The organism is Aliikangiella marina, assembly GCF_007004765.1.
In the GTDB taxonomy this organism is placed as follows: domain Bacteria; phylum Pseudomonadota; class Gammaproteobacteria; order Enterobacterales; family Kangiellaceae; genus Aliikangiella; species Aliikangiella marina.
Map to the genome: position 1 here is coordinate 274,448 of NZ_VIKR01000001.1, position 16,926 is coordinate 291,373.

At 41.9% G+C, this 16,926-nt stretch carries 16 protein-coding genes; 11 read left to right on the plus strand and 5 right to left on the minus strand.

Annotation, left to right across the window (positions count from 1 at the left end; genetic code table 11):
- Positions 1-71 precede the first annotated feature (71 nt).
- From FLL45_RS01190 to FLL45_RS01200, 3 genes are all read left to right on the plus strand, one after another.
- On the plus strand, positions 72-1,307 hold the full coding sequence (locus FLL45_RS01190) for a DUF445 domain-containing protein (protein ID WP_142887961.1): 1,236 nt from the start codon (positions 72-74) through the stop codon (positions 1,305-1,307).
- 230 nt (positions 1,308-1,537) lie between these two features.
- The gene (locus FLL45_RS01195) at positions 1,538-2,164 is read left to right on the plus strand and encodes a TetR/AcrR family transcriptional regulator (RefSeq protein WP_142887962.1); all 627 of its coding nucleotides are present in this window, start codon (positions 1,538-1,540) and stop codon (positions 2,162-2,164) included.
- A gap of 33 nt (positions 2,165-2,197) precedes the next feature.
- Positions 2,198-3,664, plus strand: coding sequence for a wax ester/triacylglycerol synthase domain-containing protein (locus tag FLL45_RS01200; RefSeq protein ID WP_142887963.1), 1,467 nt, complete (start codon positions 2,198-2,200; stop codon positions 3,662-3,664).
- A 42-nt stretch (positions 3,665-3,706) separates the two neighbouring features.
- On the opposite strand, the gene FLL45_RS01205 is transcribed toward FLL45_RS01200, so the two are convergent.
- Positions 3,707-4,474 carry a hypothetical protein gene (locus FLL45_RS01205; protein WP_142887964.1) on the minus strand — a complete coding sequence of 256 codons (768 nt, stop codon included), beginning with the start codon at positions 4,472-4,474 and terminating at the stop codon, positions 3,707-3,709.
- Between the two features lie 138 nt (positions 4,475-4,612).
- Here FLL45_RS01205 and FLL45_RS01210 point away from each other — a divergent pair, with 138 nt between their 5' ends.
- Complete coding sequence (locus FLL45_RS01210) at positions 4,613-6,166, plus strand: hydroxymethylglutaryl-CoA reductase (protein WP_142887965.1); 1,554 nt, start codon at positions 4,613-4,615, stop codon at positions 6,164-6,166.
- Positions 6,167-6,236: 70 nt separating this feature from the next.
- On the opposite strand, the gene FLL45_RS01215 is transcribed toward FLL45_RS01210, so the two are convergent.
- Positions 6,237-6,968: a UDP-2,3-diacylglucosamine diphosphatase gene (locus FLL45_RS01215; RefSeq protein WP_142887966.1), complete on the minus strand. Its 732-nt coding sequence runs from the start codon at positions 6,966-6,968 to the stop codon at positions 6,237-6,239.
- A 39-nt stretch (positions 6,969-7,007) separates the two neighbouring features.
- Positions 7,008-7,499 carry a peptidylprolyl isomerase gene (locus tag FLL45_RS01220; RefSeq protein ID WP_142887967.1) on the minus strand — a complete coding sequence of 164 codons (492 nt, stop codon included), beginning with the start codon at positions 7,497-7,499 and terminating at the stop codon, positions 7,008-7,010.
- Positions 7,500-7,731: 232 nt separating this feature from the next.
- Here FLL45_RS01220 and cysS point away from each other — a divergent pair, with 232 nt between their 5' ends.
- The 3 genes from cysS (at position 7,732) to fabB (ending at position 11,265) form a co-directional block, all read left to right on the plus strand.
- Entirely contained in the window at positions 7,732-9,123 is a 1,392-nt protein-coding gene (cysS, locus tag FLL45_RS01225; RefSeq protein ID WP_142887968.1) for a cysteine--tRNA ligase, read from the plus strand.
- A gap of 228 nt (positions 9,124-9,351) precedes the next feature.
- On the plus strand, positions 9,352-9,882 hold the full coding sequence (gene fabA, locus FLL45_RS01230; protein ID WP_142887969.1) for a bifunctional 3-hydroxydecanoyl-ACP dehydratase/trans-2-decenoyl-ACP isomerase: 531 nt from the start codon (positions 9,352-9,354) through the stop codon (positions 9,880-9,882).
- A 168-nt stretch (positions 9,883-10,050) separates the two neighbouring features.
- On the plus strand, positions 10,051-11,265 hold the full coding sequence (gene fabB, locus FLL45_RS01235; protein WP_142887970.1) for a beta-ketoacyl-ACP synthase I: 1,215 nt from the start codon (positions 10,051-10,053) through the stop codon (positions 11,263-11,265).
- A gap of 210 nt (positions 11,266-11,475) precedes the next feature.
- On the opposite strand, the gene FLL45_RS01240 is transcribed toward fabB, so the two are convergent.
- Positions 11,476-11,697, minus strand: a complete 222-nt coding sequence (locus FLL45_RS01240; protein WP_185964281.1) for a SlyX family protein — start codon at positions 11,695-11,697, stop codon at positions 11,476-11,478.
- A 30-nt stretch (positions 11,698-11,727) separates the two neighbouring features.
- On the minus strand, positions 11,728-12,210 hold the full coding sequence (locus FLL45_RS01245; protein ID WP_142887972.1) for a glutathione peroxidase: 483 nt from the start codon (positions 12,208-12,210) through the stop codon (positions 11,728-11,730).
- Positions 12,211-12,339: 129 nt separating this feature from the next.
- Between FLL45_RS01245 and FLL45_RS01250 the strand changes: the two genes are divergently transcribed.
- The 4 genes from FLL45_RS01250 (at position 12,340) to FLL45_RS01265 (ending at position 16,915) form a co-directional block, all read left to right on the plus strand.
- Complete coding sequence (locus FLL45_RS01250) at positions 12,340-13,743, plus strand: M20/M25/M40 family metallo-hydrolase (protein ID WP_142887973.1); 1,404 nt, start codon at positions 12,340-12,342, stop codon at positions 13,741-13,743.
- Between the two features lie 51 nt (positions 13,744-13,794).
- Positions 13,795-14,538 carry an enoyl-CoA hydratase-related protein gene (locus FLL45_RS01255; RefSeq protein WP_142887974.1) on the plus strand — a complete coding sequence of 248 codons (744 nt, stop codon included), beginning with the start codon at positions 13,795-13,797 and terminating at the stop codon, positions 14,536-14,538.
- A gap of 188 nt (positions 14,539-14,726) precedes the next feature.
- A complete protein-coding gene (locus tag FLL45_RS01260; protein WP_142887975.1) occupies positions 14,727-16,493 on the plus strand; it encodes a M64 family metallopeptidase in 1,767 nt (588 codons plus the stop codon).
- A gap of 2 nt (positions 16,494-16,495) precedes the next feature.
- Positions 16,496-16,915, plus strand: a complete 420-nt coding sequence (locus tag FLL45_RS01265) for a hypothetical protein (RefSeq protein WP_142887976.1) — start codon at positions 16,496-16,498, stop codon at positions 16,913-16,915.
- Positions 16,916-16,926: the final 11 nt, after the last annotated feature.

Below are 16,926 nucleotides of genomic sequence, written 5' to 3' on the forward strand. Positions count from 1 at the left end.
TTCTAAACCCAATGGTTAGCCTCTTTAGGCAGAATAACAACCAATTATCCTTCATTTGTAGGTGTTACGCGATGGAATGGTGGAATAGCTTCTGGAATAGTCTTAGTAGCGAAACCCTATTATTACTACTGATTCCGGTGATTAGTGCTTTTGTTGGCTATATCACCAATTATTTAGCAGTGAAAATGATGTTTTACCCACTGGAATTTGTGGGCATTAAGCCAATCTTCGGCTGGCAGGGACTGATCCCAGCAAAACGCAAGGAAATGGCCGAAATCGAGGTTGAACTGGTATTAGGCAAACTCTTAAGTGTTGAAGAGATAGCGGGAAGGCTCTCACCAGAAGAAATCCACAAGGCAATCGAGCGGCGCTTAAAGCAAGTGCTCAAACGGATAGTTAACGATGTGATGGAAAAGTCTGCACCGACGGTTTGGGCAGCTTTACCCATTCAAGGCAAAAATTTGGTCTATGAACGCATCGAAGAAGACATTCCGAACGTGGTGACGAAAATGGTTGAAGATTTCCAATATAATGTGTCGGAAATCATCGATATTCGCGAGTTAGTGGTGAGTCACCTCGTCGCTAACCCAGATCTTATCAACGAAATCTTCTTGAAATCTGGCGCCAAAGAATTCCCCTTTATAGAGCGCTCGGGTTTATATTTTGGCTTTTTGTTTGGTATTCCGACGGCAATACTTTGGCACCTGTTTCCGCTTTGGTGGATTCTGCCGCTGGGCGGCCTTATCGTGGGTTATGCGACAAATTGGATAGCCATCAAAATTATCTTTGAACCAAAACGTCCGGTAAAATTTCTTTGGATGACCATTCAAGGTATGTTCTTAAAGCGCCAGAAAGAAGTCTCGAGAGTTTACTCGGACATCATCGAAGAGCGCTTGTTATCCTCTAAAAATATTACAAACGCTGTTTTAAAAGGACCTGGCTCTGACAAACTTCTCGAGTTAATCGAGTTACATGTTAATGATGCGATTGAGCGCTACATTTCAATTGCCCAACCTTATTTTGCCCTCGGCGTCGGCACCGAAAATTACTATAAAATGAAAAAGATGGCGATTGAGCGACTTTTTAAAGATTCTGAAAAATATTTGAATTACGCTAATCAGTACGCCACTGGGGCCCTTCGTGTTGCTGATGATCTCTGTGAAAAAATGGAAGCATTAACGCCAGAGGAATTTGAAGGCGTTTTACGACCAGCTTACCAGCAAGACGAGTGGAAGCTAATCTTAGTTGGGGCGCTGTTAGGAATGGGAGCGGGTTTTATGCAGCTCTACTTTGTGTTTGGTGGTTAGCACTTCCTGCCTGTCAATCCCTTAGTGCCTATCTGTATTTGGGGCCTGAGTTTCATTTGGTGTATAGTAACAATAAGAGCTCAATTGAAAGCTCTTTATCTCGTATTGGTTGTTTAATACTTGTTTACAGAAAGTAATGTCTAGTCCGCAGTGATGTTTATCATGTGCTTTACTAGCATTAAGACGAACTTTTCAATTGAATTGGTGCAGCAAGGAACGATCTAAAAAGAATGAAAACCGCAGAGCGTATACTGTTAGTCTCTCTTGAACTTTTCAACCATCATGGCGAAGCCAACGTGAGTTCGGTGGATATCGCCAATGAACTCGACATCAGTCCTGGCAATTTGTATTACCACTTCAAAGGCAAGGAAATCATTATTGCGGCTTTGTTTGAAATGTATGAAGCGAAAATGAATAAAGCACTTCACGCATCAACAGAAAGTGAATTGTCTTTAGAAGAATTTTTCTACTATCTTTATTTAATTTTTGAGATTTCTCACACGTTTCGTTTTCTTTATCGAAACCCTGCTGAGCTTGCTGAAAAGTATCCACCCATTGCTAAGGGCTTTCGTAAAACCTTAGTCACTAAAGAGAAAGTATTTAGCGCTTGTTTAAACAACTTTAGACAATCGAGCCACCTCAAAGCAAGTGATAAGCAAATTCATAATTTAGTGGAACTAATGGGATTAATTGGTACCCAGATGCTCAATTATCGACTATTAAAAAATATTGATCCAAGCGATGGTGAATATATTTATCAGTCGATCACGACCATCTTGTTTGCTCTAGCTCCTTATATGCAGATTAAAGAGCAAGAGTTTGAAAGTTTGGCGCAATCAATATTAAGCTTGTCCTAATAATAATGAGGATCTTATAAAGGGAACGTTGGCATGACAAAAAAAATCACCTTTTTAGATAAAGCGTTTTGGATAACAGAGAGCGATGATAATCCCAAACACGTTGCCAGCTTACAAATTTTACAATTGCCGCGTCGCGCAGGTGAGCATTATGTAAAGGATTTAGTCGATGAACTGCGCGAGTATAAAACCGGTGTTGCGCCGTTTAACTGTGTGGTTAAACAATTTCTAGGGTACCCGACCCAACTTAAAAAAATTGATATTTTGAATATGCAATATCACATTCAATTTCATCAATTAAAAGATATTGGTAACCGTCAATCATTGCACAAACTCGTTGCAAAACTTCATGAGCCGCGTTTGGACAAAGACAAACCGCTCTGGCAGTTTCATGTTATTGAAAGCTTAGAGGGTGATGAGTTTGCGATTTATATTAAAATTCATCATATGCTAGGTGATGGGGCAACTTTAGTTAAATGGTTCCAAGCTGCGTATCACGATAAAATCAGCAAAGATGAATTTGTACCCATCTGGGAAAAACCACATCCCAAGCGACCGAAAAGACCTTCAAAGCCATTAATGACGTCTCTACTGGCAATCGGTGAGTTTTTTCTGGTGGTCAAAGATTTTTTCTGGGTGTTGATGCGGATCTTATTCAAGATTATTCGATTCAATACTCACTACATGCCGATTCCATTCACCGGCACTAAAACGGTATTAACTGGGCAAGTTAAACGCGGTAGAGTCGTATCGACGGTTGATTTGCCTTTTGACCGAGTCAAGGCGCTCTCAAAAAGATTGCGTGCATCAGTTAATGAAGTTTTGTTGTGTAGTTTTGATATTGGCGTTCATCGCTTTCTCAAAGAATATGGCCAATCCTTTGATAAAGCCTTGTTTACCAATGTGCCCATTAATCTTCGTCGTAAAGGAGATGATTCATCGGGCAATAAAATTGCCATTGTGCCCGTGGAGTTAGCACACGGAGAAAAAGATCCTTACTTACGGTTACGTCAAATCATCGAAAATCATCGGGTGGTTATTCGAGCGGCTAAACGTGCACGCCCTGCGGCGTTTAGTTATTACACCATTTTTATCCAATCCGTTGCCTTGGTTTATGAGCTTTTACGTTTATCTAACATTGTTCATCCAATTGCTAATATTTTAATTTCAAACATGCCGGGGCCTAAAGAGACGCGTTACTTCAAAGATTGTAAGTTAGTCGCGGTGTATCCCATTTCAACCATAACACCGGGTGGCGGAGTTAATATTACCTTGTTGACTTGTGGTGATACCGCAAACGTCGGTTTGGTGTGCTGTGACAAAGATATTAAATCGCTTGAACCTTTAGCCGAATATTTTAAAGAGTCATTTGAATTGCTAGAGCGATCGATCGATGATCAAACCGTGAGCATTGATGACATAGGCGAAAACGTTAAGCAGGTCGGTCATTCCGTCGTAGAGCTTGGTCACTATGTTTCTGAGGAAGACATGCATGCTTAGACGCGTTCAATTGGTAGCGAATTCGATAGCCAACGTTAATATTTAATCGTTAAAAATAAAATAGACCTTGCCATTCTCAATGCTGACCCTTTTGCCATGGTCAGCAAATAGATTTTCTTCAAAATCATTGTCATCGAGAATATAACGATAGTCGGGGGAGGCAAGTAATTTACCCACCATTTTTTCGATGGTTGGTGTATGATAGTCAATAACTTTTTGCTTACTACCTGACGTGTAAATCATTAGGTACTGAGCGGCAGCACTTAGCTTGGTTCCACCTAGGAGTACTTGGGTGGAAGTTAAAGTTAAGTTGACTAATGATTTAACTGCTCCAGGAATTAACGCCGATAACAATGAAGTCGTGTCTTTCATTATCGAATACTTATCGGATATTAAATTTAACTGTGTTATCGATACATCTTTAACTCCAATTGCGCGACTTGCTTTGTGAAATTCAAGACCGGACTCAACAGTAATTTGAAGATGAGTGTTATAGATTAATTTGTTTTTAACATCCACACTGAAATTACAAAGTAACTCGGCGTGAATACAATCTTTTTCTTTATCAACGTGAAATGAGACTTGCAAAAGCGTGAGTTCGCCATCGCCACCTGGGGTGGGAATTTCAAACGTTATTGGTAAATTTTCATTAATGAGTTGATTAACTTCGACTGTATCGATCGACTCCCTTTTTAATAAACCCAACCTAATCGCCAGGCGCGCGAAAAATAATTTCCAGCGCATACTTTTTGGCTTCACATCTGTGCTCAAAGAATTCTCGGTATCTTCCGTGTCTTGAGGATTTGTCATACTTTTATTCTGAATATGTTATTAATCATTCCCATATAAGTGGCAAATATATGAGTTATATTGAAACTTTGATTGTATTTTGTAATTATTTAAGTCTATTATTTCCCATAATATAGCAATTAAAGGACGCTCTGTACTATGTTTATTCCAAAAATACTATTAAGGCAGTTGTACACCCGCGGAAGCTTAAATTCGACGGATAATGGATTTTGCTTTATGCTCAGAAACCGGTTGAAAGATGCCACATTGGAGTCCATCAAGAGCATCACGCTCAACGGTAAAGACATTCCAGAGTCGAGTATCCAACTTAAAGTCGGTAAGGCCGATCCTATCTCAATAGCCGAACTCAATGATGGTGCCAACATAGACTTTCCTCTCAGAGCCAATATCAAAGTAACCGTAGAACATTCCGAAGAACTGGGTGCAGAAAAACAAACACTAGGCATTAACTTTAAAGCTGCACCTTTTGGTAAATTGAAGTTTGATGTGGAAGATGTCTTAACTTCTGGCGATTCAAGTCACGCTAAAATTCCTCGCGATCTCGAAGATGACTATTGTGAAGAGATCATACAGGCGCGACAAAAATTCTTTGAAGAATTCCACGGCGGAAAAGTCAACCATATTAATCACTATTCCATCGACCCTCATGACCTTGCTGGTAATGTTGAAAGTTTTATCGGTGTTGCACAGGTACCTATCGGACTCGCCGGTCCAGTGCATATCGAGGGTGAGCATGCTAACGGTGAGTTTATGATTCCACTAGCCACCACAGAAGGTACGCTTGTCGCTTCATACAATCGTGGTATGAAATTACTGAATATGAGTGGAGGGGTTAAATCGACGGTGATTGGTGATGCAATGCAGCGTGCACCTGTGTTTGTATTTAACAACGCCAGGGAAGCAAGAGAGTTTGTTAAGTGGGTTAATGCTAACTTTGAAACGATCAAACAAGAGGCCGAAGCAACTTCGACCGTTGCAGATTTATTTTATGTTGACCATTACTTATCCAATAAATTTGCGTTCTTACGTTTCAACTACCGGACCGGTGATGCTGCAGGGCAAAATATGGTTGGGCGAGCAACATTTGCTGCGTGCGGTTGGATCCTTGAGCATTACGAAAAGAAAGAATTAATTAAGAACTTCTTCCTCGAGTCAAACTTTGCAACGGATAAGAAAGCATCGCAGATTAATATCATGCGAACGCGCGGCAAGCGAGTCGTAGCCGAAGCGACCATTAAACGCGAACATCTATTGCAGGTAATGCGCGTAGATCCAAAGCAAATCGACTACCACGGCCGAGTAGCTGCCGTTGGTTCTTTCCTGTCGGGAGTAAATAACACCGGTCTACATTCTCCGAACGGTATCACTGCCATGTTTATTGCAACCGGGCAAGATGTTGCCAACGTTTCAGAGTCATCTGCAGCGATTCTTTATTCGGAATTGACCGATGAAGGCGATTTGTATTTATCGATTACCATCCCGTCTCTGATTATTGCAACCTATGGTGGCGGAACAGGCATCGGCACACAGAAAGAATGTTTAGAGTTGATGGATTGTTACGGTAGAGATAAAGCGCACAAATTTGCGGAAATTGTCGCTGCGGTCGTTTTAGCTGGTGAGATTTCCCTAGCGTCGGCAATTTCTTCGTCGGATTGGGTTTCTTCCCATGAACAATATGGAAGAAATCGTTAAACTTTAACAACAGATCTAACGCCATAAAAAATGGCGCTTTTGCGCCATTTTTATTTCAGACCATTGTAAATTATTCTGTACCAAAGTAGTGACTGGAAAACTCTCCATCTTTGAGCGCTAAATATTGACCTTCTTCGCGCCAATCACTCAAAACAATTCGTAAGTGTTGATCGGTGATTTCTTTAAGTTGGTGAGTATCTGGACGATGTGTATGGCCGTGAATTAACCAGTCGCAGTGATTGGATTTTGCTGCATCTAAGACGGCTTGTTGGTTCACATCCATTATTTCTGCGGCTTTTTCTTGCATAGCGCTTTTACTCTGCTCACGCAAAGACGCTGCAAAAGCCAACCTCGCGTCGACCGGTTGAGATAAAAACTCTGCTTGCCACTGTGGACTTCTTACCATTTGACGGAGTTGCATATAAGCGACATCGTCGGTGCAAAGCGAGTCACCATGCATCAAGCAGATACTTTTATCAAACCATGTGAAATTGTAGGGTTCATCGAGCAATTGAGCCCCGCAACTTTCAGCAAAAACATTGCCGATTAAAAAGTCACGATTGCCATGACCAATAAATAGCTCACCGCCATTTTGAGTGTAACCTTTAAACAGGTTAATCACTTTTTCATTGAATGGCGTGTAATGATCGTCACCAACCCATAACTCAAACAAGTCACCGAGCACGTAAAGTTGATCACTCTTCGGTGCAATCTCAACCATATAGCGTTCGAGCAAATCATATAGCTTGGGTTGCGCTTCTTGCAAATGAAGATCTGAAATCAGGTGGATGACTTTATTCATTTTATCGGTCCTATTGGAATTGAGTTATCGCTACAATAATTAGTCTCGAGTGATCTTTATGATCTCTACTGGTTCGACTGGAACATCTTGCATGCCACTCGCAAAGCCGGTTTCCACCCCTTTTATTTGATTAACAACCGCCATACCATCGACGACTTCTCCGAATACGGCATATCCCCAACCTTGTGCTGTTTCCGCAGTAAAATTTAAAAAGTCATTATCCTTTACATTAATAAAGAATTGCGAGGTCGCTGAATGAGGGTCCATAGTGCGTGCCATCGCTAATGTCCCCGTTTTATTTTCAAGACCGTTTTGTGACTCGCACTTGATTGGGTCGTTTGTCATTTTTCGTCCCATTTCTTTGTCGAACCCGCCGCCTTGTATCATAAAGTTTTCAATGACACGGTGAAAAATTGTTCCGTCATAAAACCCTGCGTCGACATAGGCAAGGAAGTTTTTGACTGTTTCGGGGGCTTTTTCTTCATTTAAAGCGACTTTGATATTGCCAAGATTAGTTTCGATGGTAACCATGTTGATTCCTGATAGTAGTGATTGGTTTTCGTCATTTAGCAAAGATCTTACCGGATTCATTGATTTAAAGGTAGGGGGATGTTTGCGAGGTCACTTAATCGGTCTTTGATACAAACCTTTATTCCCTCAAACTATGGTTTTAAGGATGATTTAAGTGGCCAAGCACTTTATAATCCGGTCCCTCAAGCTTTATATTTATCGATTCAACGTGTTAATCAGCGAGTTTTAAACCATGCTCAATATTTACAACAGTCTTTCTCAGTCTAAAGAAACCTTCAAACCGATCAAACCGGGCAAGGTGAGCATGTATGTCTGTGGTATTACGATTTACGATTATAGTCACATTGGCCATGCTCGTACCTTTGTTTCCTTTGATGTTATCGCACGCTATTTGCGCTATTCGGGTTACGACCTCACGTTTATCCGCAATATTACTGATATCGACGATAAAATTATCGCTCGAGCGAATGAAAACAAAGAATCTATCCATGAGTTAACGGCTCGGTTTGAGAAAATCATGCATGAGGACTTTGATTCGTTGGGCATGATTAAACCTGATATCGAGCCAAAAGCGACTGAGTCGATCAATGAGATCATTGAGATTATTCAAACCCTGATGGATAAAGGCTTTGCCTACCAAGGTGAAGACGGGGATATTTACTATCATGTGCCTAAATTTGAAGATTACGGCAAGTTGAGTAAGCAAAATTTGGAAGCCCTGCAGGCTGGAGAGAGAGTCGGTGTTGCGTCTGACAAAAAGAGCCCAATGGACTTTGTGCTCTGGAAAATGGCAAAACCAGAAGAGCCGAGCTGGTCATCTCCGTGGGGAGAAGGTCGACCTGGTTGGCATATTGAGTGTTCTGCTATGTCAAAAAAGTGCTTAGGTGATCACTTTGATATCCATGGCGGTGGTTCAGATCTTCAGTTTCCGCATCATGAAAACGAAATCGCGCAGTCAGAAGCGGCAAACGGATGCTGCTTTGCGAATACCTGGATTCACACAGGAATGGTTCAAGTCGACAAGGAAAAGATGTCAAAGTCATTGAACAACTTCTTTACGATTAGAGAAGTTTTGGCGCTTTATCGCTCTGAGTCTGTGCGTTACTTCATGTTATCCAGTCATTATCGCAGTCAATTAAATTATAGTGAAGAAAACTTAAAAGCAGCTGATGCGTCATTAGAGCGATTGTACCTTTCTTTACGCGATCTTGATTTGAGTAACTTACCGGAAGTATCGACTGATAGTGATTACTTAGCAAAATTCAAGCAGGCGATGGATGATGATTTTAATACGCCAGAAGCCATGGCTGTGCTGTTTGAGCTTGCAAAAGAAATCAATCGCGCAAAATCGACTGATCTTGAGAGAGCGTTGTTACTCGCGGCTGAGCTAATCGAATTGGGTGGCGTTTTAGGTATTTTGCAACAATCGCCTGAGGCTTTCTTAAAATCATCTTCAAGCGGTGAAGACTCTGATGATTCAAGAATTGGACAGCTTATCGCAGAGCGAAATCAAGCGAGAGCCGACAAGAATTGGGCTCGTGCTGATGAAATTCGTGACCAATTGCAGGCGGAAGGTGTTGTTCTTGAAGATAAGGCTGGCGAAACCGTCTGGCGAAGAGAGTAGCTCGATTCCACCCTTTGATCGGCTATCGTTTAACCATTATTTACTGAATTCACTGGGCGGTCATAAAAGCCGCCCAGACTTTAGTCTCATATAGCGCTAAGGTCATACCAGATGCGATGTTTAAAAAAGGGATAATAGCGCGTTTTTTAAATGGGGAAGGCCTGATTTGCCAACAAAACTCCGCTATTTAATTCATTTTTGCTGTTAATTTAAGGTTTAGAAATCTATATGAGTCGCACAGAGTCTTTTTCACGAGACGATCTTATCGCCTGCGGTAAAGGCGAGCTAATTGGAACTGCATCAGAAGGCCGTCCCATCGCACGCTTACCACTACCTAATATGCTAATGATGGACCGAATTACTGAGATCACCAATGAAGGTGGTGCTTACGGTAAAGGGCAAGTAACCGCAGAACTGGATATTAATCCTGATTTGTGGTTTTTTGGTTGTCATTTCGAAACGGACCCTGTCATGCCTGGGTGTTTAGGCGTCGATGCACTTTGGCAATTAACCGGCTTTTTCTTATCTTGGTCAGGCTATCCAGGTAAAGGTCGAGCACTTGGTGCCGGTGAAATTAAATTTGTCGGCCAAGTACTGCCAACCGCCAAGCTCGTCAAGTATGTTGTTGATATTAAGAGAGTTTTGAAGAAGGGCTTAGCAATGGTTATTGCCGATGCTAAAATGCTCGTCGACGGCAGAGAGATCTACACAGCAAAAAATCTTCGGGTAGGTTTGTTTGAGTCGACCGAAGATTTTTAGGTCTAATATCGGTTAGTCACTTTTGGTTAAGTGTCTAACGGAGCAATTTTCGAAATCAAATAACATAAAAATATTCGAGAATGATTATTATCGTGAAGCTGGTTACTGCAAATTATCCTGTGGATTCAGCTTTATTGATAAATTTTTATCCAGTTACGAGGAAAAGAAATGAAGCGAGTCGTAATCACAGGGATGGGCGTTGTTTCCTGTCTAGGTAATGATGTCCCGAGCGTTGCTGAATCACTCAAAGAAGGGCGCTCTGGTATCAAGTTTATGGACAAGTACAAGGAAGTCGGTCTCCGCAGCCAAGTTGCCGGTAGACCCGATCTTGACCCGAAAGAACATATTGACCGTAAAGTCATGCGTTTTATGGGGGATGCAGCCGCTTATACCTATATTTCGATGACTCAAGCAATTGAGGATGCTGGCTTGTCGGAAGATTTGGTGTCAAATCCTCGCACCGGTATTATCACCGGTTCTGGTGGTGGTTCTCAGAAGGCGCAAGTTGAAGCTGTTGAAACTTGTATGCAAAGAGGTGTTAAAAGAGTTGGACCCTATGCTGTACCTAAAACAATGGCTAGTACCACGTCTGCTTGTTTGGCGACGCCTTATAAAATCAAAGGCATTAACTACACGATTTCTTCAGCTTGTGCGACCAGCGCACATTGTATCGGTAACGCCTATGAGCAAATTCAACTGGGCAAGCAAGATATTGTTTTTGCCGGTGGTGGTGAAGAGGAAGATTATCGATTAACGTTATTGTTTGATGCGATGGGCGCACTTTCATTTAAATACAATGACACGCCAGAGACTGCTTCGCGTCCGTATGATGAGACTCGCGATGGATTTGTTATTTCATCGGGCGGTGGTATTTTAGTATTAGAAGAGCTTGAGCACGCGAAAGCGCGTGGTGCAAAAATTTATGCTGAAATAGTTGGCTATGGTGCAACTTCTGATGGTTACGATATGGTAGCGCCATCCGGAGAGGGAGCCGTACGTTGTATGCAGCAAGCGTTACAAACAGTTGATGGAGAAGTCGACTATATCAACACTCACGGTACTTCCACACCCGTCGGCGACACAGCAGAGCTAGGCGCAATCAAAGAAGTGTTTGGCAGTGATATCCCCAAAATCGGTTCCACTAAATCATTGGCTGGTCATTCATTAGGCGCAACTGGCGTACATGAAGCCATCTACAGTTTAATTATGATGGAGCAAGGCTTTATTGCGGGCTCTATTAATATCGAAAACATTGATCCAGACGCGGAAGGATTACCGATAGTTCAAACAACTGAAAACACTCAGATTAACCGAGTATTATCCAATAGTTTCGGTTTCGGAGGCACTAACGCTTGTTTAGTTTTTGAGAAATTTAAAGGCTAAATAAAAAGCGAAAACAATAACAACGTTAAACAACAATAAGAAAAAATAAAGCGCCGTTTTGGCGCTTTTTTTTGTCTCGAACTTTAATTTTAAACGAGTTATTTCTGAATCAGTCGCTTGTAAATATTACGTCTAGCAATTTTTCATTATTGATAAGCGTAACCTAATCGTTGAGCGGCTCAATCGTTTATTGTTGAGTCATCCAATGACTTAATAGTGCGGCGGAGGAACCTCCAACTTCTGATCGATTACGCTAGATTCCTGCAAATCTTGCATATCGCTACTCATTTTTTCGAGTAGCTTCGTTAGCATGCGAATATCGTCTTGCTGCTGAATGAGTGCTTGATTCAATTTTTCAATCAAATCATCCTGAAAGGTTACTTTTAATTCCAGTTCAGCAAGACGGTCGGCTATGTTGGTTTCAGAAGTCATGAAGTGGCTCATTCACTGTTTTTCTATGATTTACAGAATTGCTTGGATATCTTTTTCAATCGACTCAGGACTATCTTTAGGCGCAAAGCGCTTCATGACTTTACCTTCTTTATTCACCAAAAACTTGGTGAAATTCCATTTAATCGCTTTGGAGCCGAGAAGGCCAGTGGCTTCTTCTTTCAAATAATTATACAGCGGATCAGCGTCAACACCGTTTACGTCGACTTTACTGAACATTGGAAATGAGACTTTGAAGGTTAAATCACAAAATTCAGCGATTTCTTCATTAGATCCCGGCTCTTGTTTACCAAATTGATTACATGGGAATCCTAAAACAACTAATCCGTTGTCTTTGTGCTTTTCATAAAGCGCCTCCAAGCCTTTGTATTGAGGCGTAAAGCCGCACTTACTCGCAGTATTAACAATCAATAAAGTCTTACCTTTGAAATTTGATAATGGGACGGTATTCCCTTGAATATCATTGACTTCAAATTGATAGATTGAATCGGTCATCAGGTTTTTTCCTCTTTGCCTAGTTGTTTGTCCCATCAGTTAATCAGTGCATGTTACACTTTATTGCTTTTTTTGATAAGCTCTGGCGCTTGTCATAGGCACCACAAAATAAAAATATAGGCTATTTCAATGAACAAATTAAGTTTGCTTACCGGGTTATTCAGTGTTTTGCTATTAACTGGCTCCGCCTTGGTTAAAGCTCAACCAACTGAGGAAGAAATCGTCGCCGAGTTACGCGAGAAAGCGATGAGTAACACGCTTGCGTACGACATTCTGGAGACTTTAACAACTGAAGTTGGTGCCCGCATGGCTGGTACTCCACAGGATGCGATGGCAGTTGAGTGGGGGGTGAAGAAATTCAAAGAGCTGGGTTTTGATAAAGTCTGGACAGAGCCTGTCACCTTTAAGACTTGGATAAGAGCGCAAGAAGCCGCTGTGTTAGTTTCACCTTATCCCCATAAGATAAGAATTACCGGGCTTGGCTTTACTGTCCCGACGCCGCTAGAAGGGATCGAAGCGGAGATTGTGCATTTTAAAACCCTTCAAGATCTTATTGATTCTCCAGCAGATTCTGCCAAAGGAAAAATCGTTTTTATTAGCCAAAAAATGGAGCGTTTTCGTGATGGTCGCGGTTATGGTCCAGTGGTTAAAGCTCGCGGACAGGGTGCGGTAGAAGCCGCTAAGAAAGGTGCGCTTGCAATTGTTATTCGCTCGATAGGCACAGATTCTCACCGTTTACCACATACCGGAATGATGCGTTATAAAAAAGGCGTGAAGAAAATTCCAGCTGCCGCAATGTCTAACCCTGATGCAGATTTGTTAGAAAGAATTTTAGCCCGTAAAAAGCCCGTTAAGATGAACCTTAAGGTTTATTCTCATGATGGTCCTGAATACACCTCATACAACGTTATTGGCGAGATGACGGGGAGTGAGTACCCTGATGAAAAAGTTGTTATAGGTGGCCATTTAGACTCTTGGGATTTAGGAACCGGTGCTGTTGATGATGGTGCTGGCGTGGCCATTACGATGGCCGCTGCGAAAATTATCGGCGATAGCAAATATCGTCCTAAGCGAACCGTTCGAGTCGTTTTGTTTGCTAATGAAGAACAAGGTCTCATTGGTGCGAGAGCTTATGCTGCAAAGCATAAAGTTGATTTAGACAATCACGTGACCGGCGCAGAATCAGATTTTGGTGCGGGAAAAATCTATGCGTTTGCCTCAAACGTAGCGGAAGATAATTTACCGGTGGTTAAAAAAATGGCCGAATTAATGAAGCCGTTGGGCATCGAGTATGTTGATAATAAAGCAGGACCTGGTCCTGATTTGATTCCGATGTATTCGCTCGGTATGTCGGTATTTAGTTTACGCCAGGATGGTACGGATTATTTCGATCTGCACCACACTGAAGACGACACCCTGGATAAAGTTGTTCCGGAAAATCTCTCGCAAAATACAGCAGCATACGTGGTTTTTGCCTATATTGCGGCAAACAGTGAACAAAAAATCAGCCGTGGAATAACCAAGACCCACTAGCAAATCAGATATCGATTAAATAAGCAAATTAGTAAAATAGGGAAATTAGAAATGAGTAATGAGCACATATTAACAAGCGTCGAAAACCAAGTTTTTGAAATTCAAATCAATCGACCTGAAAAGCTCAATGCTTTAACCGACGAGATGTATGCCAATCTTGTTAAAAACCTCAAGCAAGCGGAACAAGATTCTCAAATTAAAGTTATTTTATTGCGCAGTAGCGGTCCTCACTTTAGCAGTGGTAATGACCTTAAAGATTTTCTGGAAACGGAATTCAATTTGCAAAGTAATGTGATTCAGTTTTTGAAAGTCATGGCAAGTTTAACTAAACCTATCATCGCAGCGGTCAATGGTGCTGCGGTGGGAATAGGGACAACCATGCTATTACATTGCGATCTTGTTTACGCTGCAAAAGATATAAAGAGCTCGGTACCGTTTATCAAATTGAGTTTGACGCCGGAAGGTGCTTCAAGCCAACTGTTGGCAAAACGGTGTGGTGAGCTTAAAGCAAATGAGTGGTTAATGACCGGGCGTAATGTGCTCGCTGATGAAGCACTTGCAAGTGGACTCGTTAATGCGGTTTTTGATGACGCTGAATCCCTTTGGGCCGAGTCCAGAAAGGTTGCAGAAAAACTAGCGAAGTCCTCTGACGCCGTGTTGTTGGAGACTAAACAGCTATTGAAAGGCGCTCAGATTCAAGACGTTTTAGATTTGATTGACAAAGAAGCATTGGTTTTTGCGCAACGTTTATCATCTGAAGAAGCCAAGGCTGCGTTTAAAGCCTTTTTGCAGTAAACTGACACTTAATGGTCAATAAATAGGCAATCTAGCCTTGTTGTGCTCGCTACTTTTATTTAGCTTTTTATATTTAGCTGTTTAGAAAAACAGCAAGTGGGCGAACGAGTGAATGAACGAATGTGCGACATAGCATAATCGGTTTGCCTTTAGCTATCAGTGCTCTCAATTATTTACAAAGTGGAGGTGTGTCTGAACTGAAGTTGATTCATTTCAGATGCGTAGAAGATATCAATCGTCGCAAGCTTTTAGTTCAATCTTCATTCAAGGTTATCCTGCTATTTTTAATGGTAGCTCAATTGATTTTGATGACGGCTTGCGGTGGTTCCAGTAGTAGTGGTGTTGAAAGTCCTCAAATCATCAGCATCTCTGGCACGCCTGTTTCAACAGCGACTGAAGGAGAGCCATACGCCTTTAGCACCCTAACAATTAATCACTCGGGCTCTAAGACTTATAGTATTACCAATGCGCCGAGTTGGCTGCAAGTGTCTTCCACGGGTAACATTTTTGGTACGCCGCAAACCAATGCCGATACCGGTTTTTTCCCGGGGATTACCGTTTCAGTTTCTGATTCGACTGGCGCGACCGCAGCTTTACCCGCATTTGATTTAAATGTCATTGCGGTTAATGACCCGCCGGTTGTTGCCCTGACCAATGACGCTGAGTACCTCGATGCTGGTCAAAGCTTTCAGATCAATTTGTCGGTTTTTGACGAAGAAAATGATTCATTATCTTTCCAACTCGCGGGAGTAACAGATGCGCTTGATTGGACGATTGGGCAAGGCGTCATTAGTGGGAATGCGCCCGATGTACAAGCAGTCGCGTATTTCAATTTAGTAATAACTGTCAGTGATGGGACCGATGTGGCTTCCGTAGAATTACCTGTCTCGATACACCCAATTAACGCGAGTGGTTTAGGCAAGACTTTATTTGGGCGTAAAGAGGGAAAAGGCATTCATATGGTTATCTTGGGGGATGGCTATCAAGAATCTGAATTTACGTTGATGCAAGAAGATGCGATTAGAACAATTGGTCTGATGCAATTGGATGATGGGATCGCAGAACATATGGCTGGGTGGAATATTCATTTGCTTAAGATATTTTCCAACCAATCGGGTGCTGATGATGTCTTTGGTGTCGACCAAGTCGACACGGCTTTTGGTGCCGGTTACAACTGTAGCGGAATCGAAAGATTATTGTGCATTGATCTCACCGCGGTCTATGACGTGCTGTTAGACGAATACCCTAATTACCATCAGGCATTAGTGGTCGTTAATGATGAGCGCAATGGTGGCTCAGGAGGCGATATAGCGGTTTATAATCGAACTAATAGACCAGTAGCGCTTCATGAACTTGGTCATTCATTTGCACATTTAGCCGACGAGTATGTCGATCCAAACGTGTCGACTTCAGGCTATCAAGAAGGGCAATACGCGAACGTGTCTCAATTTGATGATCCGCTGTTAGTCCCGTGGAGTCATTGGATTGAAGATAAGGATAATTTTCCACCTGAATCTGGCTCGCAAGGTGTTGGAATTTTTGAGGGTGCTTTCTACAGAGGCGAGGGCTTTTATCGTCCACTTGCTGATTCAAGAATGAGAATCTCCGGCGTTCGTTTTGGCGTTGTAAACTCAGAGCAATGGTTAATTAGTCTTTATGAAAACTCTGGAGCAGTCGCTGAAGTCGTTCCGGTTTCGTCAAATTTGGAAGTTAATTTGGGTGACCCCTTAGACTTTCAAGTTGAAAAGTTATTTGATGGGCCAGTTCAAAGTATTGAATGGCGTGTAAACGGTGTAATTCAGGAAACCTTAAATGATCAAGAACAAGTTAATTTCGATTTGCAAGCGGGCAGCTATCAAATCGAAGTTAATGTTTCTGATACGACCGGTAAAATTAGAAAACTGAATACGTTCGCTGATTTTAATTTTACTTGGCAAGTCACGGTGAGTGAGTAAAGATGAAGCAATACTGGGTCGCTATTTTCGTGTTAATATTTTCGCCTCAGCTTCTTGCTGACGCTAAGGTCTTGGTGAAGTTTGTTGGCGATGATCATCAAATTATAAGAGTCGTTGAGTACCCAGGACCAAAGTTTGATAAGCAGAAAGCTAATCAGGCGTTAGTTCCTGCAAGTAACCGTGTGCAACTGAATTATAAAAGCGCTCAAAAACCCTCCAGCTTGACCATTGCTGATCCGAGAATAATTCGATTGCCGCTACTCGACAATCAAAGTGCCCATAGTCGGCCAATTATTCGAGATGAAGGGGTTTATGTGCTTACTTTGAAAGGTGACAACATCGACCTTAAATCATTATCGCTTAATCTTTCTGGACAACAAGTTCAGGTCAAATATTCGAAAAAAAATATCATACTAAAATAGTTGCGCAAAGT

Bases quoted from the DNA above. Each gene is read 5' to 3' on its own strand.
- FLL45_RS01210 (WP_142887965.1), top strand. From the start codon at position 4,613: ATGTTTATTCCAAAAATACTATTAAGGCAGTTGTACACCCGCGGAAGC.
- cysS (WP_142887968.1), top strand. From the start codon at position 7,732: ATGCTCAATATTTACAACAGTCTTTCTCAGTCTAAAGAAACCTTCAAA.
- fabB (WP_142887970.1), top strand. From the start codon at position 10,051: ATGAAGCGAGTCGTAATCACAGGGATGGGCGTTGTTTCCTGTCTAGGT.
- fabA (WP_142887969.1), top strand. From the start codon at position 9,352: ATGAGTCGCACAGAGTCTTTTTCACGAGACGATCTTATCGCCTGCGGT.
- FLL45_RS01220 (WP_142887967.1), bottom strand. From the start codon at position 7,499: ATGGTTACCATCGAAACTAATCTTGGCAATATCAAAGTCGCTTTAAAT.
- FLL45_RS01255 (WP_142887974.1), top strand. From the start codon at position 13,795: ATGAGTAATGAGCACATATTAACAAGCGTCGAAAACCAAGTTTTTGAA.
- FLL45_RS01265 (WP_142887976.1), top strand. From the start codon at position 16,496: ATGAAGCAATACTGGGTCGCTATTTTCGTGTTAATATTTTCGCCTCAG.
- FLL45_RS01245 (WP_142887972.1), bottom strand. From the start codon at position 12,210: ATGACCGATTCAATCTATCAATTTGAAGTCAATGATATTCAAGGGAAT.
- FLL45_RS01205 (WP_142887964.1), bottom strand. From the start codon at position 4,474: ATGACAAATCCTCAAGACACGGAAGATACCGAGAATTCTTTGAGCACA.
- FLL45_RS01195 (WP_142887962.1), top strand. From the start codon at position 1,538: ATGAAAACCGCAGAGCGTATACTGTTAGTCTCTCTTGAACTTTTCAAC.
- FLL45_RS01240 (WP_185964281.1), bottom strand. From the start codon at position 11,697: ATGACTTCTGAAACCAACATAGCCGACCGTCTTGCTGAACTGGAATTA.
- FLL45_RS01200 (WP_142887963.1), top strand. From the start codon at position 2,198: ATGACAAAAAAAATCACCTTTTTAGATAAAGCGTTTTGGATAACAGAG.
- FLL45_RS01190 (WP_142887961.1), top strand. From the start codon at position 72: ATGGAATGGTGGAATAGCTTCTGGAATAGTCTTAGTAGCGAAACCCTA.
- FLL45_RS01250 (WP_142887973.1), top strand. From the start codon at position 12,340: ATGAACAAATTAAGTTTGCTTACCGGGTTATTCAGTGTTTTGCTATTA.
- FLL45_RS01215 (WP_142887966.1), bottom strand. From the start codon at position 6,968: ATGAATAAAGTCATCCACCTGATTTCAGATCTTCATTTGCAAGAAGCG.